The 22,292-nt window shown below is 68.4% G+C and carries 20 protein-coding genes; 17 read left to right on the forward strand and 3 right to left on the reverse strand.

Translation table 11 applies throughout. The features are described 5' to 3' along the window. Positions 1-7: 7 nt before the first annotated feature. Both L0976_RS13855 and L0976_RS13860 read right to left on the reverse strand, forming a co-directional pair. A complete protein-coding gene (locus L0976_RS13855; RefSeq protein WP_234187931.1) occupies positions 8-1,324 on the reverse strand; it encodes an aspartate aminotransferase family protein in 1,317 nt (438 codons plus the stop codon). A 4-nt stretch (positions 1,325-1,328) separates the two neighbouring features. Further along, positions 1,329-2,339 carry a phosphotransferase gene (locus L0976_RS13860; RefSeq protein WP_234188025.1) on the reverse strand — a complete coding sequence of 337 codons (1,011 nt, stop codon included), beginning with the start codon at positions 2,337-2,339 and terminating at the stop codon, positions 1,329-1,331. A 303-nt stretch (positions 2,340-2,642) separates the two neighbouring features. On the opposite strand from L0976_RS13860, the gene L0976_RS13865 reads away from it, so the two are divergent. From L0976_RS13865 to L0976_RS13930, 14 genes are all read left to right on the forward strand, one after another. Next, entirely contained in the window at positions 2,643-3,323 is a 681-nt protein-coding gene (locus L0976_RS13865) for a GntR family transcriptional regulator (RefSeq protein WP_203315574.1), read from the forward strand. Positions 3,324-3,401: 78 nt separating this feature from the next. Further along, positions 3,402-4,142 carry an SDR family NAD(P)-dependent oxidoreductase gene (locus tag L0976_RS13870; RefSeq protein ID WP_203315575.1) on the forward strand — a complete coding sequence of 247 codons (741 nt, stop codon included), beginning with the start codon at positions 3,402-3,404 and terminating at the stop codon, positions 4,140-4,142. Between the two features lie 204 nt (positions 4,143-4,346). Beyond that, complete coding sequence (locus L0976_RS13875; protein WP_203315576.1) at positions 4,347-5,399, forward strand: ABC transporter substrate-binding protein; 1,053 nt, start codon at positions 4,347-4,349, stop codon at positions 5,397-5,399. A 70-nt stretch (positions 5,400-5,469) separates the two neighbouring features. Continuing rightward, positions 5,470-6,552 (forward strand): ABC transporter ATP-binding protein, encoded by a 1,083-nt coding sequence (locus L0976_RS13880; protein ID WP_234187932.1) that lies wholly within the window; start codon positions 5,470-5,472, stop codon positions 6,550-6,552. Further along, positions 6,549-7,727 carry an ABC transporter permease gene (locus tag L0976_RS13885; RefSeq protein ID WP_234187933.1) on the forward strand — a complete coding sequence of 393 codons (1,179 nt, stop codon included), beginning with the start codon at positions 6,549-6,551 and terminating at the stop codon, positions 7,725-7,727. Before L0976_RS13880 ends, L0976_RS13885 begins: the two co-directional genes overlap by 4 nt. A 2-nt stretch (positions 7,728-7,729) precedes the next feature. Next, positions 7,730-8,512 carry an ABC transporter permease gene (locus L0976_RS13890; RefSeq protein ID WP_203315579.1) on the forward strand — a complete coding sequence of 261 codons (783 nt, stop codon included), beginning with the start codon at positions 7,730-7,732 and terminating at the stop codon, positions 8,510-8,512. A 174-nt stretch (positions 8,513-8,686) separates the two neighbouring features. Beyond that, positions 8,687-10,297: an ABC transporter substrate-binding protein gene (locus L0976_RS13895; protein ID WP_234187934.1), complete on the forward strand. Its 1,611-nt coding sequence runs from the start codon at positions 8,687-8,689 to the stop codon at positions 10,295-10,297. 43 nt (positions 10,298-10,340) lie between these two features. Continuing rightward, the gene (locus L0976_RS13900) at positions 10,341-11,330 is read left to right on the forward strand and encodes an ABC transporter permease (protein ID WP_234187935.1); all 990 of its coding nucleotides are present in this window, start codon (positions 10,341-10,343) and stop codon (positions 11,328-11,330) included. Continuing rightward, on the forward strand, positions 11,327-12,157 hold the full coding sequence (locus L0976_RS13905; RefSeq protein WP_234187936.1) for an ABC transporter permease: 831 nt from the start codon (positions 11,327-11,329) through the stop codon (positions 12,155-12,157). Before L0976_RS13900 ends, L0976_RS13905 begins: the two co-directional genes overlap by 4 nt. Continuing rightward, positions 12,154-12,936 carry an ABC transporter ATP-binding protein gene (locus L0976_RS13910; protein WP_234187937.1) on the forward strand — a complete coding sequence of 261 codons (783 nt, stop codon included), beginning with the start codon at positions 12,154-12,156 and terminating at the stop codon, positions 12,934-12,936. The genes L0976_RS13905 and L0976_RS13910 overlap by 4 nt, the downstream gene beginning before the upstream one ends. Continuing rightward, positions 12,933-13,724 (forward strand): dipeptide/oligopeptide/nickel ABC transporter ATP-binding protein, encoded by a 792-nt coding sequence (locus L0976_RS13915; protein WP_234187938.1) that lies wholly within the window; start codon positions 12,933-12,935, stop codon positions 13,722-13,724. Before L0976_RS13910 ends, L0976_RS13915 begins: the two co-directional genes overlap by 4 nt. Then, positions 13,714-14,808 (forward strand): alanine--glyoxylate aminotransferase family protein, encoded by a 1,095-nt coding sequence (locus tag L0976_RS13920; protein ID WP_234187939.1) that lies wholly within the window; start codon positions 13,714-13,716, stop codon positions 14,806-14,808. The genes L0976_RS13915 and L0976_RS13920 overlap by 11 nt, the downstream gene beginning before the upstream one ends. A 157-nt stretch (positions 14,809-14,965) precedes the next feature. Continuing rightward, on the forward strand, positions 14,966-15,985 hold the full coding sequence (locus L0976_RS13925; RefSeq protein WP_234187940.1) for a GlxA family transcriptional regulator: 1,020 nt from the start codon (positions 14,966-14,968) through the stop codon (positions 15,983-15,985). Positions 15,986-16,060: 75 nt separating this feature from the next. Continuing rightward, a complete protein-coding gene (locus L0976_RS13930; protein WP_203315587.1) occupies positions 16,061-16,384 on the forward strand; it encodes a hypothetical protein in 324 nt (107 codons plus the stop codon). Between the two features lie 55 nt (positions 16,385-16,439). On the opposite strand, the gene L0976_RS13935 is transcribed toward L0976_RS13930, so the two are convergent. Further along, a complete protein-coding gene (locus tag L0976_RS13935; protein ID WP_234187941.1) occupies positions 16,440-16,745 on the reverse strand; it encodes a hypothetical protein in 306 nt (101 codons plus the stop codon). A gap of 174 nt (positions 16,746-16,919) precedes the next feature. On the opposite strand from L0976_RS13935, the gene L0976_RS13940 reads away from it, so the two are divergent. Genes L0976_RS13940 through L0976_RS13950 form a run of 3 tightly spaced genes read left to right on the forward strand, consistent with a single transcriptional unit; the run spans position 16,920 to position 22,289 of the window. Next, positions 16,920-17,678, forward strand: coding sequence for an ImuA family protein (locus L0976_RS13940; protein WP_234187942.1), 759 nt, complete (start codon positions 16,920-16,922; stop codon positions 17,676-17,678). Beyond that, positions 17,593-19,116 carry a DNA polymerase Y family protein gene (locus tag L0976_RS13945; RefSeq protein WP_234187943.1) on the forward strand — a complete coding sequence of 508 codons (1,524 nt, stop codon included), beginning with the start codon at positions 17,593-17,595 and terminating at the stop codon, positions 19,114-19,116. The genes L0976_RS13940 and L0976_RS13945 overlap by 86 nt, the downstream gene beginning before the upstream one ends. After that, positions 19,113-22,289, forward strand: a complete 3,177-nt coding sequence (locus L0976_RS13950; RefSeq protein WP_234187944.1) for an error-prone DNA polymerase — start codon at positions 19,113-19,115, stop codon at positions 22,287-22,289. The genes L0976_RS13945 and L0976_RS13950 overlap by 4 nt, the downstream gene beginning before the upstream one ends. Positions 22,290-22,292 lie beyond the last annotated feature (3 nt).

A 22,292-nucleotide genomic window follows, 5' to 3' on the forward strand; every position in this document is an offset into this window, starting at 1 on the left:
CGCCCGCTCAGGCGGTCTTCAGCACGTCCTCCAGCGCCTCCAGCAGCATGTCGGCATTCTCGCGCGAGAAGACGAGCGGCGGGCGGATCTTGAGCACATTGGCGCGCGGGCCGGAGGCACTAATCAGCACGCGGCGGCGGCGAAGGCCGTTGACGATGCGCGTCGTCAGCGCCGCGTCGGCCTGCTTCGCCGCCGGGTCCGAGATGATCTCGACGCCGACGAAGAGGCCGGAGCCGCGCACGTCGCCGATGGCGGGGTGGCTGCGGGCGAGGGTCCTGAGGCCCTCCATCAGGTAGGTGCCGACCTCCAGCGCGTTCTGCTGCAATCCCTCGATGCGGATCGTGTCGAGCACCGCCTTGCCGGCGGCGGCGGCGACGGGATTGCCGCCGAAGGTGTTGAAGTAGCGGGCGCGGGGGCCGAATTCGGCGATCACCTCCGGGCGCAGCACGATGCCGGCCATCGGATAGCCGTTGCCCATCGGCTTGCCGATCGTCACCATGTCGGGCGCAACGCCGTGCCGCTCGAAACCCCACATCGTTTCGCCCGTGCGGCCGAAGCCCGGCTGCACCTCGTCGGCGACGAAAAGGCCGCCTGCGGCATGGATCGCATCGACCGCAGGCTTCAGGAAGCCCTTCGGTCCGGCGAAGATGCCGTCGCTGGAGAAGATCGTGTCGGTGATCAGCATGGCCGGCCTGATGCCGTGGCGCTTGAGATCGGCGATGGCGGCCTCGACGTCGCGGCCGAATTTCTCCATCATCTCTTCGGGCGAATGGCGGTAGCTGTCGGGCGCCGGCACGGTGCGCACATGCGGGCCGAGCGTCACGGATTCGCCGAGCGAGGGGGAGAATTCCGCCACCGCGCCCGTCAGGCCGTGATAGGCAAGCTCCGTCGCGATGATGCCGGTGCCGCCCGTGACGAAGCGGGCGATACGCACGGCAAGGTCGTTCGCCTCGCTGCCGGTGCAGGTGAACATCGCTTGGCTGAGCGCATCCGGGAAGGTCGCCGTCAGCGTCTCGGCATAGTCGACGATGCCTTCGTGCAGGTAGCGGGTGTGGGTGTTGAGCACGGCGGTCTGCGCGGTGATCGCCTCCACCACGCGCGGATGGCAATGGCCGACCGAGGCGACGTTGTTGTAGGCGTCGAGATATTTCTCGCCCGATGCGTCATGGAGAAAGACGCCTTCGCCGCGCACCAGATGCAGCGGCTCCTCGTAGAACAGGCGGTAGGCGGGGCCGAGCACCTTCTCGCGCCGTGCGATCAGCGCCTTGTCCGCCTCGCCCAGCCGTTCGAAATCCTCACGCGAGAACGCGTTCACCATCGACATGATTTCAAGCCTCCGCAAGATGGGGCGCCAGCCGCTTGAGCCCGGCCGGCGTCAGGTCCGATATGTTGTGCAGCCCCGCCCAGGCGGCGGCGTGGTTGCGCATGATGTAGCTGCGGTTCTCGGGAAAGCGCGCCGAGCGCCATTCCGCGATGATGATCGACATGGCGAGCCGGGCGCGTATCAGCGTCGGAAGCATCGCGGCCTCCGCCGGCAGGAGCGGCCGGGCGGAAAGGTAGCCTTCGAGGAAGGCGCCCGCGCGCTCGGCCCAGTCGGGCGTGAAGAGATGGTAGGAGATCGCCACCGCGAGATCGTTGACGAGCGGCGCCTCGACCATGTCGCCGAAATCGATGATGCCCGCGACGCGCTCGGGTGCGGCCGGATCGACCAGGATATTGTGCGGGTTGAAGTCGTTATGGATGATCTGCCGGCGCTCCAGCGCGGAAAAGGCCGGCAGCATGCGAAGGAATTCCTCCAGCACCGCCTCGACGCGCGCCTGCCGCTCGGGCGCGACGGAATCCACCACCGCGGCAAGGTCGAGCGTGTGGGAGATGTCCCACATCAGCTTGCCTTCCGACGGCCGGCCGGCATAGCCGGAAAGACCGAGGTCGAGTTCGCCGAGCGCGCGGCCGATATGGCGGCTCTGTGCCGTGGAGGACGGGGTGCGGTATTGCAACTCGCCGGGAAGGAAGGTCAGAAGGCGGACGATGCGCGGCCCTTCGCCGGTCGCGAGCCGGTGGCTCGTTGCGCCTGTTCGCGTCGGCACCAGCCGGGGGACGGGAACGGACGGCGCGTGGCCCGCGAGATGCAGGAGCGCTCCGTCCTGGAAGGCGAGCGCGGCCGGATCCTCCGCGGGATTGGCGATCTTCAGCGTGTAGCGCGTGCCGTCGACTGCCGTGAACAGGAAGGTCTCGTCCCGCTCGCTGGAAAGCCGCGCCGCCTCGCCGGCGATGCCGTAGACCTCGCGCACGAGCGCGGCGGCGGCAGGCAGCGCCGTCTTGCTGAAGGCGGCAGACATAGCATCGCCGCCGGAGCCGGAGGATGCGCCGGGGAGCGCCTCGTTGGCGGTCGCGCCGGGCGGGAAGGGCCTGTTTGCGCTCATCGTGGCTCCGTTGCCGGCCTTTCCGGCCGGCCTCTGGGGTGTTTCTCGTTTTTTCTCGACCGCGAAAACGCCCCTTCTTTTGGCGGGGCGCATGTCGCGGGCGCAAAACTGCCTGGCACTTTTGCGGGAAATGCCCCAAGTTTGGCCCGGCGCGCGGGTTGAAACAAGTGAAAAAAGATGCATCAAGTATCTTGTTATTGATTTTCGTCAGAGCCGGCGATGCCCGAATTCGAAACCCTCGACCATTCCAACCTCAACAGCGTCGTCTATGGCGCGCTGTGCGATGCGTTGATCCAGGGCCGTTTCAAGCCCGGCGACCGGCTGAAGATCCGCGATCTGGCCGAGCAGTTCGGCACCAGCGTCACGCCCATCCGCGATGCGATCCTGAAGCTCGTCAACGACGAGGCGATCATCTTCCGCTCGCCGCGCGACATCCGCATCCCGGCGATGAGCGAGGCGCGTTACAGGGAAATCCGGGCGATCCGCGTGCGGCTGGAGGGGTTGGCGGCCGAGACCGCCGCGCAGGTGGCCACCTCCGCCGATATTGCCGCGCTCGAGGCGATTATCCGCGAAAACGAGGCGGCCATTGCCGATGGCGACCGGCTGAAGGGCGCGGAACTCAACCAGATGTTCCATTTCATGCTGCCGAAGATTGCCGGCCTTCCCGTGCTCAACGGCATCCTGCGCCGGCTCTGGCTGCAGATGGGCCCGCTGATCTCGGATGCCTATCTGCCGGGCGGGCGGGCGATGATCGACCATCACTATCCCGTCGTGGAGGCGCTGAAGCGCCACGATCCGGCCGCCGCCTCGATGGCCATCGTCGATGACATCCTGCTCGGCGGCAAGCCGCTCCTGGAGCGCATCTGGCATGCCGGACCGCGCGAGGCGCCGCGCCTCTGATTTGTGCCTCTCATCGAGGCTTGCATTTCGCTCGCGGCTGATTACGATGTATCAAGCATCACAAGGAGACGCCCTCGCATGACCCAAGAACGCCCCACCATGCTGCTGACGGGGGCAAGCCGCGGGATCGGACATGCGACGGTCAAGCTCTTCCAGTCGAAGGGCTGGCGCATCCTCACCGTCTCGCGCCAGCCGTTCTCCGAGGAATGCGCCTGGCCCTCCGCCCGCGAGAGCCACATCCAGGCCGACCTTGCCGACCTTTCCCAGATCGAACGCCTCGCCGCGACGGTGCGCGAGCGGCTGCCGTCCGGCAAGCTGCAGGCACTGGTCAACAATGCCGGCATCTCGCCGAAGGGACCGGGCAGGAGTCGGCTCGGCGTCGCCGACACGACGGCCGACGTCTGGACCCATGTGCTCAACGTCAACCTCGTCTCGACCGCGCTGATCGCCCGCGCGCTGCTGCCGGAGCTGGAGGCCGCGAAAGGCTCGATCGTCAACGTCACCTCCATCGCCGGCTCGCGCGTCCACCCGTTCGCAGGCGTCGCCTATGCCGCCTCCAAGGCGGGGCTTGCATCGCTGACGCGGGAGATGGCGCATGAATTCGGCAAGCGCGGCGTGCGCGCCAACGCCATCGCCCCCGGCGAGATCGAGACCTCGATCCTGTCGCCCGGCACCGACGCGCTGGTCGCGGCGGAAGTGCCGATGGGCCGGCTCGGCGAGCCGCGCGAGGTGGCCGAGACGATCTATTTCCTGTGCACCGAGCAATCATCCTACATCAACGGTGCCGAGATCCACATCAACGGAGGCCAGCACGTCTGACGCCCGCGGGGCGCAAGAAAGCCATTGACCGGCAGCGGCGGGAATGCCTGAATCGGCCGGACAAGAGGAACGGGAACGAGGTGCCCGCCGCGATGCCAACATCGTGCGAAAGCCTCCGGCCCAGGGAGGGGCCGCCGTCGTCGACGGAAAATTCAGGGCCGGCGATCGGGCCGGTCCGGTGCAAACCAAAAAAAGGGGAATACAATGCAGATCATCAGGACCAAGGGAATTCTGGCAGCCGCCGTGCTCGTGCTTTCGGCGGGGCTTGCCGCGCCGGCGCTTTCGCGTGACCTCACCATCGTCTCCTGGGGCGGCAACTACCAGGACGGCCAGCGCGAGATCTACTTCAAGCCCTTCGCGGAAAAGACCGGCAAGCCGGTGCTGGACGAGGCCTGGGACGGCGGCATCGGCGTGCTGCAGTCCAAGGTGAAGGCCGGCGCGCCGAACTGGGACGCCGTGCAGGTCGAGGCGGAAGAGCTGGCGCTCGGCTGTGCCGACGGCCTCTACGAGAAGATCGACTGGGACAAGCTGGGCGGCAAGGACAAGTTCCTCGATTCGGCCGTCAACGATTGCGGCGTCGGCGCCATCGTCTGGTCGACGGCCATCGCCTATGACGGCGACAAGCTGAAGGAAGGCCCGGCCTCCTGGGCGGACTTCTGGAACGTCGAGAAGTTCCCCGGCAAGCGTTCGCTGCGCAAGGGGCCGAAATACACGCTCGAATTCGCCCTCCTGGCCGACGGCGTGCCGAAGGACGAGGTCTACGAGGTCCTGGCCACCGACGAAGGCGTCGACCGCGCCTTCAAGAAGCTCGACGAATTGAAGCCGAACATCGTCTGGTGGGAATCCGGCGCGCAGCCGCTGCAGTTCCTCGCCTCCGGCGAAGTCGCCATGACCTCGGCCTATAACGGCCGCATCACCGGCATCAACCGCACGGAGGGCAAGAACTTCAAGGTCGTCTGGCCGGGCAGCATCTATGCCGTCGACAGCTGGGTCGTGCTGAAGGATGCGGAGAACAAGGACGCCGCACAGGACTTCATCGCCTTCGCCAGCGAGCCGGACAACCAGGCCAAGCTGCCGCAATATGTCGCCTACGGCCTTCCCGTTAAGGAAGCCGCCGCCAAGGTGCCGCCGGAGCTTGCCAAGGACCTCCCGACCGAGCCGGCCAACATGACCGATGCCCTCTCGCTCGACATCGACTTCTGGATCGACAATTCCGAGGCGCTGACCCAGCGGTTCAACGCCTGGCTCGCCCAGTAAGTCCGATGCCGCCGCTTCGGGGGCGCGATCATCCGCGCCCCCGCACGCCGCACGCGAGAGGGAGCACCCGTTGGCCGAATTCATCCGCTTCGACCGCATAACCAAATTCTATGGCGCGCTCTGCGTCGTCGAGAATCTCGATCTTTCCATCGCCAAGGGCGAGTTCGTCAGCCTGCTCGGCCCCTCCGGCTCGGGCAAGACGACGCTGCTGATGATGCTCGCCGGCTTCGAGCAGCCGACATCGGGCGCGATCCTCGTCGACGGCCAGGCCGTCAACGACGTGCCGACCCACCGGCGCGACATGGGCGTCGTCTTCCAGAGCTATGCGCTCTTCCCGCACATGACGGTCGGCGAGAACATCGCCTTCCCCTTGCAGATGCGCGGGCTCGGCAAGGCCGAGATCGCCGAGCGCGTGACCCGCGCCCTCGACATGGTGCAGCTTTCCACCATGCGCGAGCGCCGTCCGAGCCAGCTTTCCGGCGGCCAGCAGCAGCGCGTGGCGCTTGCCCGCGCCCTCGTCTTCGAGCCGCGCGTCGTGCTGATGGACGAGCCGCTCGGCGCGCTCGACAAGCAGTTGCGCGAGCAGATGCAGCTCGACATCCGCGACCTGCACCGCCGCCTCGGGCTCACCATCGTCTTCGTCACCCACGACCAGTCCGAGGCGCTGACCATGTCGGACCGGGTCGCCGTGTTCAACAAGGGCAGGATCGAGCAGATCGGCACGCCGCGCCAGGTCTACGACGAGCCGGCCACCCGCTTCGTCGCCGAGTTCATCGGCGAGACCAACCTCTTGGAAGGTGTCGTCGCCCGTGTCGGCGGGGGAGAGGCCGCCGTGCGGCTCGGCTCCGGCGCCGAGATCCTCGCCGCCGCGCCCGCGGAAGTCTCCGCCGGCCAGCCCGTTTTCCTGTCCGTGCGCCCCGAGCGCATCGAGCTTGCCGAAACGGCCAGCGGGGCGAACAACTGCCTGGAGACCGAGGTCGCCGATTCCGTCTATCAGGGCGATCACCTGCGCGTGCAGCTCGACGCCGGCAGCCATCCGCTGATCGCCAAGCTCGGCCGCCGCTCGCGTGAATTCGTGCCCGGCACGAAGGTCTTCGCCGCCTTCTCGGCCGGCGATTGCCGCGTCATCCTGCCGCCGGGACAGGCATCATGAGTGCCGGCCGCTCCCGCGCGGGGCGTTCGCTCCTGCTGATGGCGCCGCTCTTCGCCTTTCTCGTCGCCTTCTTCGTCTGGCCGCTCTTCAGCATGATGTCGCAGTCGGTTTCCGACACGGCCGTGCTGCGCCTGCTGCCGCAAAGCGCCGAGGTGCTGCCCGGCTGGGACCGCAAGTCGCCGCCGACGCACGAGATGCAGGCGGCGCTGATCGCCGACCTCAAGGCGGTGAACGACCAGCAGGCGCTCGGCGACATGGTGCGCCGCCTCAACAGCGCCCGCTCCGGCTTCCGCACGCTGATGTCGAAGACGACGGCCGCGCTCGCCGATCCCGCCGGCCCGCCGGTGGACCTCGTCTCCGTCGACAAGCGCTGGGAGAAACCCGAATTCTGGATCGCCATCGCCGACGCGCTCTCGCCGCTCACCGACCGCAATCTCCTGGCCGCCGTCGATCTCGGCCGCAATGCCGACGGCCATATCGAGCAGCTTCCGCCGGACCAGTCGGTCAACCGGGTGATCCTCGTGCGCACCTTCTGGATCTCGGCGCTCGTCACCTTCGCCTGCATGTGCATCGGCTATCCCTATGCCATCATCGCCGCCTCGCTGACGGGCTGGAAGCGCGACCTGATGCTCGCCGCCGTGCTGCTGCCGCTGTGGACCTCGCTTCTGGTGCGCACCGCCGCCTGGTTCATCCTCCTGCAGGAACAGGGCCTCATCAACGACCTCCTGCAATGGCTCCGGATCACCAGCGCGCCGCTGCCGCTGATCTTCAACCGCACCGGCGTCATCATCGCCATGACACACGTACTGCTGCCCTTCATGGTGCTGCCGATCTATTCGGTGCTGATCACCATTCCGAAGAACCTGATGCCGGCGGCCGCCTCGCTCGGCGCGCCGCCGCTGCGCGCCTTCCTGCGCGTGCTCCTGCCGCTCAGCCTGCGTGGCGTCGCCTCCGGCGGCCTCCTCGTCTTCATCTCGGCCATCGGCTACTACATCACGCCGGCGCTGATCGGCGGGCCGGGCGACCAGATGATCTCCTCGATCATCGCCTTCTACGCCACCGGCTCGGCAAACTGGGGCATGGCGGGCGCGCTCGGCGTCGTGCTGCTCGTCGCCACGCTCGCGCTCTACAGCGTCTATGCCCGGCTGTCGGCCGACGAACCGGGGAGGCGCTGACCATGCCGACGAGGATCACCCGCTTCGCCTTCGCAACGCTCGCCATCCTCTTCCTGGTGGCGCCGCTCGTCGCCATCCTGCCGCTCGCCTTCACCTCGAGCGTCATCCTCACCTATCCCGTGCCGGCCTGGTCCATGCGCTGGTTCATCGAACTGTTCACGGCCGATGCCTGGAAAAGGGCAATCGTCAACAGCCTGATCGTCGGCACGGGCACGACGCTGCTCGCCACCACGCTCGGCACGGCGGCCTCGCTCGGCCTGCGCAACCGCGGCCTTCTGCTGCGCGGCGCGTTCCGCACGCTGTTCCTGCTGCCGATGGTGGTGCCGGCGGTCGTGCTCGGCGTCGGCATGCAGGTGCTGCTCGCCCGCTTCGGCCTCACCAACAGCTATGCCGGGGTCATCATCGCGCACACCGTCGTCGCCGTGCCCTTCGTGGTCGTCAGCGTCACCGGAGCGCTCGCGGGCATCGACGAGCGGGTGGAACTGGCCGCCCAGAGCCTCGGCGCATCGCCCGCCACGGTCTTCCGCCGCGTGACGCTGCCGCTCGCCATGCCGGGCGTCCTGTCGGGGGCGGTGCTCGCCTTCGCCACGTCGCTCGACGAGGTGGTGCTGACGCTCTTCGTCGCCGGCCCCAACCAGCGCACGCTCGCCCGGCAGATGTTCTCCAGCATCCGCGAGAACATCAGCCCGGCCATCGCCGCCGCCGCCTTCCTCTTCATTGCCGCGACGCTGCTGATCGGCCTTGCCGTGGTGCTGTCGCGCTCGATGCTGGCCCGGCGGCGCTGAGCCGCCGGTTCAGCGCAAAAAGGGGCAGCGGTAAAGTTTTGCCTGTGCGCCTCGCGTTACGTCAGTCTTCGCAAGAATTTGTTCTTGCAAGGCGGGCTGTGAGAATTTCCTCTCTGTGTTCGCGGATGATTCGCCGCCAATATCCCGGACGACATGTCAAAGCAGGAGAGAGAAATGCTGAGCGCGACCCCAACCCGGCGGACCTTCTTGCAGGCAGGGGCCGCGCTGCTGGCCTCCACGGCCCTGCCGACGCTCGCCCTGGCGCAGGACGCGCCGTCCGGCGGCCGGCTGATCGTGGCGGCCGATTCCGAGCCGAAGAACCTCAATCCGGCCATCGTCGCCTCCAACGGCGTGTTCTTCGTGGCGAGCAAGGTGGTGGAGCCGCTGGCCGAAGCCGCCTTCGACAGCGAGGATGGGCTGGCGCCGCGTCTCGCCACCGCCTGGGAAGGATCGAATGACGGCCTTTCCGTCACATTCCGCCTTCGCGAAGGGGTGACCTGGCACGACGGCAAGCCCTTCACCTCGGCCGACGTCGCCTTCTCGGCGCTCAACGTCTGGAAACCCTTGCAGAATCTCGGCCGGGTGGTCTTCGCCCATCTGGAAGCCGTCGAGACGCCGGATGACGCGACCGCGATCTTCCGCTTCTCCAGGCCGACGCCGCTGCAGATCATCCGCAACGCGCTTCCCGTCGTCAGCAGCGTCATCCCGAAGCATCTCTACGAGGGCACGGACATCGCCGCCAATCCGGCGAATGTCCAGCTCGTCGGCACCGGCCCGTTCCGCTTTGCCGAATACAAGCCCGGCGAATATTATCGCCTGACCCGCAACGAGGCCTATTGGGACAAGGGCCAGCCGAAGCTCGACGAGATCGTCTTCCGCGTGCTGCCGGACCGCGCCGGCGCGGGCGCGGCGCTGGAGGCCGAGGAAATCCAGCTCGCCGCCTTCTCCGCCGTGCCGCTCACCGAGCTCGACCGCATCTCCAAGGTGCCCGGCATCAAGGTCATCACCAAGGGCTACGAGGCGCTGACCTACCAGCTCGTCGTCGAGATCAACCACCGCCGCAAGGAACTGGCAGACCTCAAGGTGCGCCAGGCGATCGCCCATGCCATCGACAGGAAATTCGTGGTCGACACGATCTTCCTCGGCTACGCCACGGCCTCGACCGGCCCCGTGCCGAAGAACGCGCCGGAATTCTACGATGCCGACGTGCCGGCCTACGACTTCAACGTCGACAAGGCCAATGCGCTGCTCGACGAGGCCGGCTATGCCAAGGGTGCGGACGGTAAGCGCTTCTCGCTGAAGCTGCGCCCGGCGCCCTATTTCAACGAGACGCGCCAGTTCGGCGATTACCTGCGCCAGGCGCTCGCCGCCGTCGGCATCGACGCGGCGCTGGTCAACGCCGATTCCGCCGCGCACCAGAAGGCGGTCTACACGGACCACGATTTCGACCTCGCCGTCGCCCCGCCGGTCTTCCGCGGCGACCCGGCGATCTCCACGACCATCCTCGTCCAGTCCGGCATTCCCGCCGGCGTCGGCTTCTCCAACCAGGGCGGCTATGCCAATGCGGAACTCGACGCGGTCATCGCCAAGGCGGCGGACACGGTCGATGCCGCGGCCCGCACGGAGCTCTACCGGCAGTTCCAGAAGCTGGTCGTCACCGACCTGCCGCTGATCAACGTCGCCGAATGGGGCTTCATCACGGTCGCGCGCGACACGGTGCTGAACGTCGCGAACAACCCGCGCTGGGCGGTCTCCAACTGGGCAGATACCGCGCTGCAGTCGTGATAGGCTCGCCCGACCGAAAGAACTCCGCAAGGTCAGGCGCAGCGTGAACCGAGCCCTTCGATTGCTGAGACGCCGCGCGATCGGCAGCATTCCCGTGCTGCTGATCGTCGTCGTCCTGACGTTCCTGCTGCTGGAAGCGGCCGCGGGCGACGCGGTCGACGCCTATCTCCTGTCGATCGGCGGCGGCGATGCCGTGATCGCGCAATCGCTGCGCGCGGCCTACGGCCTCGACCAGTCGATGCCGGCGCGGCTCTGGGTCTATCTCTCCTCGCTCGGCCGGCTCGATCTCGGCTGGTCCGTCGCCTTCGACCGGCCGGTGCGCGACCTCATCCTCGAACGCCTTCCCAACACGTTCCTGCTGATGGGCAGCGCCACGGCGCTTTCCTTCGCCATCGGCTCGGCGCTCGGCATCGTTGCCGGGGCGAAGCCGGGAAGCGCCCGCGACCGGGTCCTTTCCACGCTCTCGCTCGTCCTTTACGCCATCCCGGGCTTCTGGCTCGGCCTCGTCCTCAGCATCGTCTTCGCGGTGCAACTGCGCTGGCTGCCCACATCCGGCATCGAGACCATCGCTTCCGGGCGGGCGGGACTGTCCCGCGCCGCCGACATCGCCGCCCACCTGGTGCTGCCGGTCGCAACGCTGGCACTGGTCTACATGGCGCTCTTCCTGCGCGTCATGCGGGCCGGGATGGCCGATGTCTGGCGGCTGGATTTCGTGCTCTTCGCGCAATCGAAAGGCCTGTCGCGGGCGCGGATCGTGCTGCGCCATGTGGCGCGCAACGCGCTCCTGCCGCTCGTCACCATGCTCGGCCTGCAATCGGCCGCCATGCTCGGCGGCAGCGTCGTCATCGAGAGCATCTTCGCCATCCCCGGCTTCGGACGGCTGGCGCAGGAAGCGGTGAGCGGGCGCGACACGGCGCTGCTGACCGGCATCATCGTCACGAGCGCGGTGCTTGTCATCCTCGTCAATCTCGTCATCGACATCGTCTATGCCGCGCTCGACCCGCGCGTCGGGGCTTCGGAGCGCGGCGCATGAGGGTGGTGCGGAACCTGCTGGCGACGCCGGAGGGCATGATCGGCTTCGTCCTCATCGCCGTGCTTGCGCTCGTCGCCCTGTTCGCGCCCGCGCTTTCGCCGGGCGATCCGCTGAGGATCGCCGGCCGGGCCCTGACGGCGCCCTTCACCGATCCGGCCTTCCCGCTCGGCACGGATCGGCTGGGGCGCGACGTCTTGGCGGGCATCGTGCACGGCGCGCGCACCTCGCTCCTCGTCGGGCTCGCGGCGGCGTGTGCCGCCCTTGCCATCGGCCTTTGCGTGGGGCTTGCGGCGGGCTTTGCGGGCGGGATCGTCGACGAGGCGCTGATGCGCGTGGTCGATGCCTTCCAGATCGTGCCGAGCTTCCTTCTGGCGCTCGCCTTCGTCAGCGTCGTCGGCGCCTCTGTGCCGGTCGTGGTGCTTGCCATCGCACTCGGCGCCTGGGCCGATCCGGCGCGGCTCACGCGGGCGCAGGTGCTGTCCCTTCGCGAGCGGGATTATGTCGCCTCGGCGCGCGTCATCGGCATGCATCCGGCGGAGATCGCCCTCAGGGAAATCCTGCCGAATGTCCTGCCGCCGGTGCTGGCGCTCTCCGCCATCATCGTCGCCGCCGCGATCCTGACGGAGGCGGCGCTGTCCTTCCTCGGCCTCGGCGATCCGAACGTCGTCACCTGGGGATCGATGATCGCCGAGGGACGGAACGTCCTGCGTTCCTCGCCCTTCCTGTCGGTCTTCCCCGGCATCGCGCTGGTCGTGACGGTCATCGCCGTCTATCTCCTGAGCGAAGGCCTCGGCAAGGCGCTCTCCGACCGGGAGGGGGCAGCATGACGATGCTTTGCACGGTCCGACAGCTCTCCGTCACCTATCGCGGCCAGGCGACGCCCGCCCTGGCCGGCATCGATCTCGACATCCATGCCGGCGAACGGCTGGCGATCATCGGCGAGAGCGGATCGGGCAAGAGCACCTTCGCCCGTGCGCTTGCCGGCCTGCTTCCGGGTGGAGCATCCGTCGCCGGCAGCCTGCATTGGGCGGCCGGCCATCCTCCGCGCGCCGGCCGCGACATCGGCTTCGTCTTCCAGGACCCGTCCGCCAGCCTCAACCCGGTTCTGACCATCGGCGAGCAGGTCGCGGAGGGTGCGCGCCGTCATCTCGGCCTGTCGCGCAAGGCGGGGCAGGCATGGGCGCTCGCCATGCTGGAACGGGTGCGCGTCCCCGAGCCCGCAAAGGTGCTGCGCGGCTTCCCGCACCAGCTTTCCGGCGGCCAGCGCCAGCGCGTGGCGATTGCCGCCGCGCTCGCGGCAAGGCCCGGCCTGCTGATCGCCGACGAACCGACCAGCGCGCTCGACATGGTCGTCCAGGCCGAGATCGTCGCGCTGCTCGGAGACCTCGTCCGAAATGCCGGCATGACGCTCGTCTTCGTCACCCACGACATCGCGCTCGCCTCCGGCTTTGCCGACCGCGTGGCGATCTTCCGCGACGGACGGCTCGTCGAGACGGGCGCGACCGGCGCCGTTCTGGCCGCGCCCGCGGCTGCCTATACGGCGGCGCTGATCGCCAGCCACCGCGATCTTGCAACGCCGCCGCTGATCCGCGAGGCAGGCCGATGACGCTGCTCGACGCGCGAAACCTCGGCAAGCGTTACGCCTCCGGCGGCCGGGATGTGGGGGCCCTCGACGGTGTTTCGCTCACGCTTTGCGCGGGTGAGACCCTCGGCCTTGCCGGCGCCTCCGGCAGCGGCAAGTCCACGCTCGCGCGCGTCCTCACCCGCCTCGTCCCGGCCGACGGCGGCACGGTCCGCTTCGACGGCGGGGACTGGCTTGCCCTTTCCGGCAGCGAACTGCGCCGGCGGCGGGCGAAGATGCAGATGGTCTTCCAGGACGTGCTCGGCGCCTTCAATCCGCGCGCCACGGTTGCCTCGGTGATCGAGGATCCGTTGCGCATCCACGGCATCGTGCCGAAGGCCGGGCGGGGCAGGGAGGTGGCCGCGCTGCTCGACCGCGTCGGCCTGCCGGCCTCCTATGCCGCGCGTTCGATCCGCGACGTCTCGGGCGGCCAGCGCCAGCGCATCGCCATCGCGCGTGCGATCGCCTCGCGGCCGGCCCTGGTCGTGCTCGACGAGGCGGTCTCCGCCCTCGACGTCTCGCTGCGCGAGAAGATCCTCGAACTCCTCGTCGCCCTGCAGGCGGAGCGCGGCATCGCCTATCTCTTCGTCTCGCACGATCTGGCCGTGCTCGCCGCCGTCTCCCATCGCATCGCCATCATGGATGCCGGCCGGATCGTCGAGGCCGGCCCGGCGGCCGGGGTTATCGGCAACCCGCAATCAGCGGCCGCCCGCGCGCTCGTGCGCGCCGTGCCGCGCCTCATCATCGAACAGGAAGACCGCAATGCCGTCTGACCGCTGGAATGCCCTGAACGACGCCCCCGTCTTTCCGCCCGAGCGCTTCGGCCTCCTCGCCGACCGGCTCGGCAGGATCCTGCGGACCCGGAACGACATCCTGCTCTTCCAGACGGAGGCCGTGGTCGCGCTGGAGGCCGTGACGGCGAGCCTCGCACGGCCTGGCCTCAAGGCGATCAACATCGTGACCAGCCCTTTCGGTGCATGGTTCGGCGGCTGGCTGCGGCGCGGTGGCGCCGAGGTGGTGACGCTGGCTGCCGAGCCCGCCCGTCCCGTCGCGGCGGAAGCGGTGAGCGCGGCCTTCGACGCCCATCCCGACACGAAGGCGGTCATCTTCTGCCACGCGGAATCGGCCAACGGCGTGCTCAACCCGCTGGAGGAGATCGTGGCCGCCGCCCGCGCCCGCGGCATCGTGACGGTGGTGGATGCGGTCGCCTCGGTCGGCGGCCACGCGCTCGATGTCGATGCGCTCGGCATCGACGTCGCGGTGATCGGGCCGCAGAAGTCCCTCGCCGGGCCGGCCGGCGTCTCGGCCCTTTCGGTCAGCCCCGCCGCGTGGCGGCTGATAACGGCAGAAGGTGGGCCGCGCGATTCCACGCTCTCGCTGCTCGACCGCAAGGCCTGGCTCGATGCCGGTCGCGGCGCGCTGCCCGGCACTTCAGCCGCGCTGGAGTTCTTCGCGCTGGAAGCGGCGCTCGACCGTTTCGAGGCGGAGGGCCTCGACGCCGTCCTCGCCCGCCACGCCCGGGCGGCGAAGGCCACGCGCGACGGCCTCGCGGCCCTCGGCGCCGCGCCATGGGCGCCGCCCGGCCGCGCCTCTCATCTCGTCACGACGGCAAGATTGCCCGATGGCGTGGACACGGACGCCTTTCTCGCCGCCGCCGCGCATCTCGATACGGACATGTCGCCGGGCGTCGGTCCCGGCGCGGAGAGCCTGGTGAGGCTCAACCACACGGGCCAGCGCGCGCGTTTCGAAGCCGTGCTCGGCAATGTCGCCGCCTATGGCATCGCCCTTCGCAAGCTCGGCTTCAGGGCGGACATCGCCGCCGCGGCAGCGGCCGCCGCTACACAATATGGCGGTTGAGAAGATGGTGTCGTCAGCAGCCTGACATTGCAGGGCGACCTGATCCTCCCACAAATCGCGGCCCGGCAATGGAGACGGCTCGGGAAATCTGCTATGGCTCTTGCGAGGGACCGTGTCTGCGACGATATTGTCCGGCAAAACGGCTTGGGAGGGCTGGATGGCGATTGAGGTTCGGGCGTCGAAGGAGATGAACGCTGTGACAGCGCCGAAGGCCTTGCGTGTCGGCTTTATCCTGTCGAAAAGCTTCACGCTTTCCGCCTTCGCCCTGTTCGTCGACACGCTGCGTCTTGCCAGCGACAGCGAGGACCGTTCCCGCCGCGTCAACTGCGACTGGGACGTGCTCAGCAGCACGCGCAATTTCATCTCCGCGTCGAGCGGCATCCAGGTGGCGCCGACCGCGCCCTTCGCCGACCCCTCCTGTTTCGACTACATCGCCGTCGTGGGCGGCCTCCTCAGCGTGGAGGAGCCGATCGACAGCTATGCGACGACCTACCTGCGCAAGGCGGCCAATGCCGGCGTCGGGCTGATCGGCCTGTGCACGGGCAGCTTTATCCTTGCCGAAGCGGGCCTGCTCAAGGGGCATATGGCCTGCGTGAGTTGGCTGCACCACCGCGATTTCCGCGCCCGCTACCCCGATATCGAGGCGACATCGGAGCAGATCTTCCGCTTCGACGGCAAGGTCGCCACCTGTGCGGGGGGCAGCAGCGTGGCCGACCTTGCCGCGACGCTGGTTCGCCACCATGTCGGCGAGGCGGCCGAGCGCAATGCGCTGGAGATCCTGCAGATCCGCCACCGGCGCGACGCGACCGACCTCCAGCCGCGCAATCCGCTGGGCCTGGAGGCTCGCGACCGCCGCGTGCATCTCGCCATCATGATGATGGAGCAGCACACGGAAGACCTGCTCTCCATCGACAGCATCGCCACCATGACCAATGTCTCCCGCCGCCAGCTCGAACGCCTGTTCGAGAGCGACATGGGCGCCTCGCCGAGCGCGATCTACATGAAGATCCGCATGGCCGCCGCGCTCAACATGGTGATGCGCACCAACAAGCCGCTGATTGAGATCGCGCTCGAAACCGGCTTCGAGAGCCTGTCGCATTTCACCCGCCGCTTCCGCGCGGCCTTCGGCGACACGCCCTCGCAGATCCGCCGCGACAGGCGCCGACAGGCGGGCTGACGGCAATTCTTCCTGCGGCTTGGAACCAAGCCGCGCGCCATCCGTTCGGTCCGGATTGCTGACAAGGAGACCGCAATGGCAAGCAATGACGTCCAATCCCAGATTTCCGCCCTGCGTGACGAGATCGCCCAGCTTCAGAAGGATTTCGGCGAACGGAGTGCCGAGGCCTATGAGACGATGCGCGAGCGCGCCGGCAATGCCGTGGAGGCTGCCCGCCCCGCCGTTCGCTCGGCCACGAAATACGTGCGCAACGAAGGCGCTGCCGTCGCCCAGGCCGCGCGTGAACACCCGGCAGCCCTTTCGACCGTCGTGCTGGCGGCGGGGCTTGCGGGCATCGTCATCGGCTACCTTCTCGGCTCCCTAGAGGGCGAGCCGCAACGGCGCCAGCGCTGGTTCTGAAACGACAAAAGCCCGGCAATGCCGGGCTTTTTCATGACGGGAAGGAAAGGCCTTCCTATCGGTGGCGCAGGCCGCAAAGATAGCCGATGAAGGCGGCGCCGGCGAGGGTGGCGAGCGGATTGGCCTGGATGGTCTGGCGCAGCTCCTCGCGTAGCGACTCCGCCTTGGCCACAGCAAGCTGGCCGGTGCCTTCGGCGATCAGGCCCGCGGATTCCTTCAGCCGGCTGATTTCCGTCTTCAGCGCTTCGATCTGCTCGTTGACGGTCGCTTCCGCGGCCGCGGCCTTCGCTTCCTCCGAAATGCTGTCGCGACCTTCAACGACGCCGAGCGTGCGTTTGCCGGTGCTCTTTTCGTCAGCCATGGGACATGTCTCCTGAATTGATGGGAATGGCGGGAAGAAGAACTTCCGGCGCGCCAGTTGGTTCCAGCCGATGATTCAAACTGTGATCTTTCGGCTGCGGCAGGGCGATTGACTCTTCCGGAAATAGAGAACAAATAAAGAACGAATGTCCACCAGCCGGGAGCCGCCCAGCCGATGTCCGCCCCTGTCCATGCCGTTGTCGCCGACCTGCGCGACCGCATCCGGCAGTTCGACGGCTGCGCGTCGCGCGCGCGGGCGGTGCTGCCCTTCCGCGTGCCGGAGATCGACGAAAGGCTGCCGGGCGGCGGGCTGGCGCTTGCCAGCCTGCACGAAGTCTGCGGCGGCGGCAACGATGCCGTGGAGGGGGCCGCCGCCATGCTCTTTGCCGCCGGCATCGCCGCACGCACCCGGGGGCAGGTGCTCTGGTGCCTGACGCGGCCGGACCTTTTCGCCCCGGCGCTGGCGCAGGCGGGGCTTGCCCCCGGCCGCGTCATCTATGTGGAGGCGGACGACGAGAAGAGCCTGCTCCTCTGTTTCGAGGAGGGGCTGCGCCATGGCGGGCTCGGCGCTGTCGTGGCGGAGGTCGCGCGCCTGTCGATGACCGCCTCGCGCCGCCTGCAACTGGCCGCGGAGGCCGGCGGCACGCTCGGCATCGCCCTGCGGCGCTTCCGGCACAGGCGCGAGGCGGGCGCCTTCATGCTGCCGTCCGCCGCCGTGACGCGCTGGCAGGTTTCCGTAGTGCCGTCCGCGCCGCTTCCCGTGCCCGGCGTCGGCCGGGCACGATGGCTGCTCGAGCTGACCCGCTGCCGGGCCGGCGAGGCGGCAGAGTTCGAAGTGGAGGCATCCGATGTCGAGGGTCGTATCGCTTTTTCTCCCCGGCTGGCCGATCGATCGCCTGAGGCGGGCGCTTGGCGCCGCGGCGCCGCCGGCTGACACGCGGCTCGTCCTCGTCGGGCGGGACGGCGCGCGCCGCATCGTGACGGCTTTGAGCCGGTCCGCGGAGGAAGCCGGGCTTCGCGCCGGCATGCCGCTCACCAAGGCCCATGCGCTCCTGCCCGACGTCATGGCCATGCCCGCCGATCCCGCTGCCGACGCGGCGGCGCTCCGGCGCCTTGCCCTGTGGACCCTGCAGCACTACGCGCCCATCGTCGCGTCGGACCCGCCGGACGGGCTCGTCGTCGACACGACCGGCGCCGACCACCTGCACGGCGGCGAGGAACGCATGCTGGCGGGCCTCGTCAACCGTCTCGCCGCGTCCGGCATTTCCGCCCGTGCCGCCGTGGCCGACACCTGGGGCGCAGCCTATGCCGCCGCGCGCTTCCTTGCCGGTCCCGTGCGCGTCATTCCTCCCGGCGCGGCGCAGGCGGCCGTCTCGCCGCTGCCGCTTTCCGGCCTGCGCATCCCGGCGGAAACCGTGACGGGCCTGCATGTCCTCGGCTTTGCCAAGATCGGCGACGTGCTGGCCGTGCCGCGCGCGCCGCTCGTCCTGCGCTTCGGGGCGCTCCTCGGCCGCCGGCTCGACCAGTTGCAGGGCGCGGTGCCGGAACCCGTCGATCCCCTGCGCGACCCGGAGCTCACGACGGTCCGCAAGGTTTTCGGCGAACCGATCGGCGCGCCGGAGACGATCGCGCGCTACACGACGGCGCTGGTCGACGACCTCTGCCTCGCGCTGGAAAAGCGCGGCCTCGGCGCCCGGCGGCTCGACCTCGTCTTCCACCGCGTCGACAATTCCCTGCAGGCGATCCGCGTCGGAACGGCGCGCGCCGCACGGGATGGCAAGCGCCTCGCCCGGCTTCTCTGCGACCGGATCGAAACGGTCGATCCCGGCTTCGGCATCGAGATCATGGAACTGACGGCGACGCTCGCCGAACCGCTCGTCCTGCAACAGGCGGCCTCCTCGCTGATCGAGGAGGAGACGGCGGACCTTGCCGGTCTCGTCGACGTGATCGCCAACCGCATCGGCGCGCGCCGGCTCTACCGCATCACGCCGGTCGAAAGCGATGTGCCGGAGCGGTCCGTCCAGCGCGTCGCCCCGCTTTCCCCCGATGACGGCGCCACCTGGCCGGGCCGCTGGCCACGCCCCGCGCGCCTTCTTGCACGCCCGGAGCCCATCGAGGTCATGGCGCTCCTGCCCGACCATCCGCCCGCCTTCTTCACCTGGCGCGGCGTGCGCCGGCGGGTGAAGCGCGCCGACGGCCCGGAACGCATCTTCGGCGAATGGTGGAAGCGCGATGCCGAACTTGCCGCCGTGCGCGACTATTTCCAGGTGGAGGACGAGGCGGGCGAGCGTTTCTGGCTCTTCCGCTCGGGTGACGAAGCGCAGGCCGCAAGCGGCGCCGGGCGCTGGTTCCTGCACGGGGTCTTCGCATGAAACCGCGTTACGCCGAGCTCCAGGTCACGTCCCATTTCTCGTTCCTGCGGGGGGCGAGCAGCGCGGCAGAGCTGTTCGCCCAGGCAAGCGCCCTCGGCATCGAGGCCCTTGCCGTCGTCGACCGCAACAGCCTCGCCGGCGTCGTGCAGGCCCATCGCGCGGCGAAGGAAACCGGCGTGCGCCTCGTCGTCGGCTGCCGGCTGGACCTTGCCGACGGCATGTCGATCCTCGTCTACCCGACCGACCGCGAGGCCTATGCCCGCCTCTGCCGCCTGCTCACCCTTGGCAAGAAGAGGGCGGGCAAGGGCAAGTGCCATCTCGACTGGCAGGACGTGGTGGACTGGAACGAAGGCCTGATCGCCGTCCTGGTGCCCGAGGACGCGGACGACACCGCGGCCTTCCACCTGCGCCGCCTCGGCGAGACCTTCCGCGGCCGGTGCTATCTCGCCCTGACGCTCCGCCGCCGTCCGAACGACCAGGTCCGCCTCTTCGACCTGTCCAACCTCGCCGCGCGCTATCGCGTGCCCACCGTCGTCACCAACGACGTGCTCTATCACGAGCCCGGCCGGCGCATGCTGCAGGACATCGTCACCTGTATCCGCCACAATGTCACCATCGACGAGGCCGGGTTCCTCCGCGAGCGCCACGCCGACCGCTACCTGAAGCCGCCCGTCGAGATGCATCGCCTCTTCGCCCGCTATCCGGAGGCCGTGGCGCGGACGCTCGAGATCGCCTCGCGTTGCAGCTTCTCGCTGGACGAGCTGAAATACCAATATCCCGACGAGAAGGAATATGCGCATCTCACGCCGCAGGAGGCGCTCGAGAAATACACCTGGGAGGGCGCGGCGGCCAAATATCCGCAGGGGATTCCGGAGATCGTGCGCAAGAAGCTGAACGACGAGCTCCGACTCATCGCGAAGATGCTCTATGCGCCCTATTTCCTGACGGTGAACTCCATCGTCCGCCACGCGCGCTCGATCGGCATCCTCTGCCAGGGCAGGGGATCGGCGGCTAACAGCGCGGTGTGCTACGTCCTCGGCATCACCGCCATCGACGCGCGTAACAACGGCCTGCTTTTCGAGCGCTTCGTTTCCGAACAGCGCGGCGAGCCGCCCGACATCGACGTCGACTTCGAGCATGAGCGGCGCGAGGAGGTGATCCAGTGGATCTACGAAACCTACGGCAAGGATCGCTCCGCCCTCTGCGCCACCGTCATCCGCTACCGCTCGCGGGCGGCGATGCGGGATGTCGGCCGCGCGCTCGGCATGCCGGAAGACGTGCTGAAGGCGCTCTCCTCGCAGGTCTGGGGCTGGTCCAACGACGTGCCGCAACAGCATGCCGGATCGGCCGGGCTTAATGTGGACGACCGGCGTATCCGGTTGCTCTTCACGCTGGCCCGCCAGTTGATCGACGCGCCCCGCCACCTCTCTCAGCATCCGGGCGGTTTCGTGCTGACGCGCGACCGGCTGGATGATCTGGTGCCCATCGAGCCCGCGGCGATGGACCACCGGCAGGTGATCGAGTGGGACAAGGACGATATCGAGTGCCTTAATTTCATGAAGGTCGACGTGCTGGCGCTCGGCATGCTCACCTGCATGCGCCGCGCTTTCAATTTCCTGGAGAAGCACAAGGCAATAAGCCACACGCTCGATTCCATCCCGATTACCGACGAAGCGACCTTCGCCATGATCTCGAAAGCCGACACGATCGGCACGTTCCAGATCGAGAGCCGGGCGCAGATGTCCATGCTGCCGCGCCTCAAGCCGAAGAAATTCTACGACATCGTCATCCAGGTGGCGATCGTCCGGCCCGGCCCGATCCAGGGGGACATGGTGCATCCCTATCTGCGCCGGCGGCAGGGCGTGGAGCAGCCGGATTATCCCGATGACCCGAAACTGAAGGCGGTTCTCGAAAAGACCCTCGGCGTTCCGCTGTTCCAGGAACAGGCCATGCAGGTCGCCATCGTCGGTGCCGGCTTCACGCCCGGCCGGGCCGACCAGCTCCGCCGCGCCATGGCGACCTTCAAGCAGACGGGCGGCGTGGACAAGTTCCGCGATGAGCTGATCGCAGGCATGGTGAAAAACAAATATCCGCGCGAATTCGCCGTCCGGATGTGCCGGCAGCTCGAAGGCTTCGGCTCCTATGGTTTCCCGGAAAGCCATGCCTACAGCTTTGCCATCGTCGCCTATGCCTCCGCCTGGGTGAAATGCCACCACCCGGATGTCTTCTGCGCGGCGCTGCTCAATTCCCAGCCTATGGGGTTCTACGCGCCCGCGCAGATCGTGCGCGATGCGCGCGAGCACGGGGTGGAGGTGCGCCCGGTCTGCGTCAATGAAAGCCGGTGGGATTGCACGCTGGAGCCGACGGAGGAGCCGCGGCGCTTTGCCGTCCGGCTGGGACTGCGGATGGTGAAGGGGCTGGACAACAAGGCGGCCGCCAGGTTCATCGCAGACCGGCAGGACGAGCCCTTCGTCTCCGTCGATGACTTCTGGCGCCGCTCGGGCCTTCCGGCCGATGCGCTGGTCCGGCTTGCCGAGGCGGATGCTTTCCGGCCCTCGCTCGGCCTTTCGCGCCGCGAGGCGCTCTGGGCGATCCGGGGGCTGAGGGACGAGCCGCTGCCGCTCTTCTCTGCGGCCGCCGAGCGGGAGGCGGCGGCCGTTGCGGAGCTTTGCGAGCCGGCGGTGGCGCTGCGCCCCATGGCGACCGGCAGCGAGGTGGTGGAGGATTATGGCCATGTCGGCCTGACGCTGAGGGCCCATCCGGTGAGCTTCCTGCGGGAAAGCCTCGCGCGCCGCCGCATCCTCACCTGCGCCGAGGCGACGGGCCTCAGGGACCGCAGCAAGGTCGAGACGGCGGGGATCGTGCTCGTGCGCCAGCAGCCGGGATCGGCCAAGGGCGTCATCTTCGTGACGATCGAAGACGAGACGGGCATTGCCAATCTCGTCGTCTGGCGGAAGGTCTTCCTCGCCCACCGGCCCATCGTGATGAGCGCGCCGATGATCGGCATCAAGGGTTACATCCAGAGGGAGGGCGACGTGGTGCACATCGTCGCGCAGCGGATCGTCGACCTGTCGGCGGACTTTTCCACCATCGGCCGGCGCGGCGGCATGGCCGGGCAGGAAGAGGCGGACGCGACGCAGGCGATCCGCGTCAAATCCCGCGACTTCCATTGACCC

Source organism: Shinella sp. NM-101 (assembly GCF_021401195.1).
Lineage (GTDB): Bacteria > Pseudomonadota > Alphaproteobacteria > Rhizobiales > Rhizobiaceae > Shinella.

Coding starts and splice junctions, on each gene's coding strand:
- L0976_RS13855 (WP_234187931.1), bottom strand. CDS start 1,324: ATGTCGATGGTGAACGCGTTCTCGCGTGAGGATTTCGAACGGCTGGGC.
- L0976_RS13860 (WP_234188025.1), bottom strand. CDS start 2,339: ATGTCTGCCGCCTTCAGCAAGACGGCGCTGCCTGCCGCCGCCGCGCTC.
- L0976_RS13865 (WP_203315574.1), top strand. CDS start 2,643: ATGCCCGAATTCGAAACCCTCGACCATTCCAACCTCAACAGCGTCGTC.
- L0976_RS13870 (WP_203315575.1), top strand. CDS start 3,402: ATGACCCAAGAACGCCCCACCATGCTGCTGACGGGGGCAAGCCGCGGG.
- L0976_RS13875 (WP_203315576.1), top strand. CDS start 4,347: ATGCAGATCATCAGGACCAAGGGAATTCTGGCAGCCGCCGTGCTCGTG.
- L0976_RS13885 (WP_234187933.1), top strand. CDS start 6,549: ATGAGTGCCGGCCGCTCCCGCGCGGGGCGTTCGCTCCTGCTGATGGCG.
- L0976_RS13890 (WP_203315579.1), top strand. CDS start 7,730: ATGCCGACGAGGATCACCCGCTTCGCCTTCGCAACGCTCGCCATCCTC.
- L0976_RS13895 (WP_234187934.1), top strand. CDS start 8,687: ATGCTGAGCGCGACCCCAACCCGGCGGACCTTCTTGCAGGCAGGGGCC.
- L0976_RS13905 (WP_234187936.1), top strand. CDS start 11,327: ATGAGGGTGGTGCGGAACCTGCTGGCGACGCCGGAGGGCATGATCGGC.
- L0976_RS13910 (WP_234187937.1), top strand. CDS start 12,154: ATGACGATGCTTTGCACGGTCCGACAGCTCTCCGTCACCTATCGCGGC.
- L0976_RS13915 (WP_234187938.1), top strand. CDS start 12,933: ATGACGCTGCTCGACGCGCGAAACCTCGGCAAGCGTTACGCCTCCGGC.
- L0976_RS13920 (WP_234187939.1), top strand. CDS start 13,714: ATGCCGTCTGACCGCTGGAATGCCCTGAACGACGCCCCCGTCTTTCCG.
- L0976_RS13925 (WP_234187940.1), top strand. CDS start 14,966: ATGGCGATTGAGGTTCGGGCGTCGAAGGAGATGAACGCTGTGACAGCG.
- L0976_RS13930 (WP_203315587.1), top strand. CDS start 16,061: ATGGCAAGCAATGACGTCCAATCCCAGATTTCCGCCCTGCGTGACGAG.
- L0976_RS13935 (WP_234187941.1), bottom strand. CDS start 16,745: ATGGCTGACGAAAAGAGCACCGGCAAACGCACGCTCGGCGTCGTTGAA.
- L0976_RS13940 (WP_234187942.1), top strand. CDS start 16,920: ATGTCCGCCCCTGTCCATGCCGTTGTCGCCGACCTGCGCGACCGCATC.
- L0976_RS13945 (WP_234187943.1), top strand. CDS start 17,593: ATGTCGAGGGTCGTATCGCTTTTTCTCCCCGGCTGGCCGATCGATCGC.
- L0976_RS13950 (WP_234187944.1), top strand. CDS start 19,113: ATGAAACCGCGTTACGCCGAGCTCCAGGTCACGTCCCATTTCTCGTTC.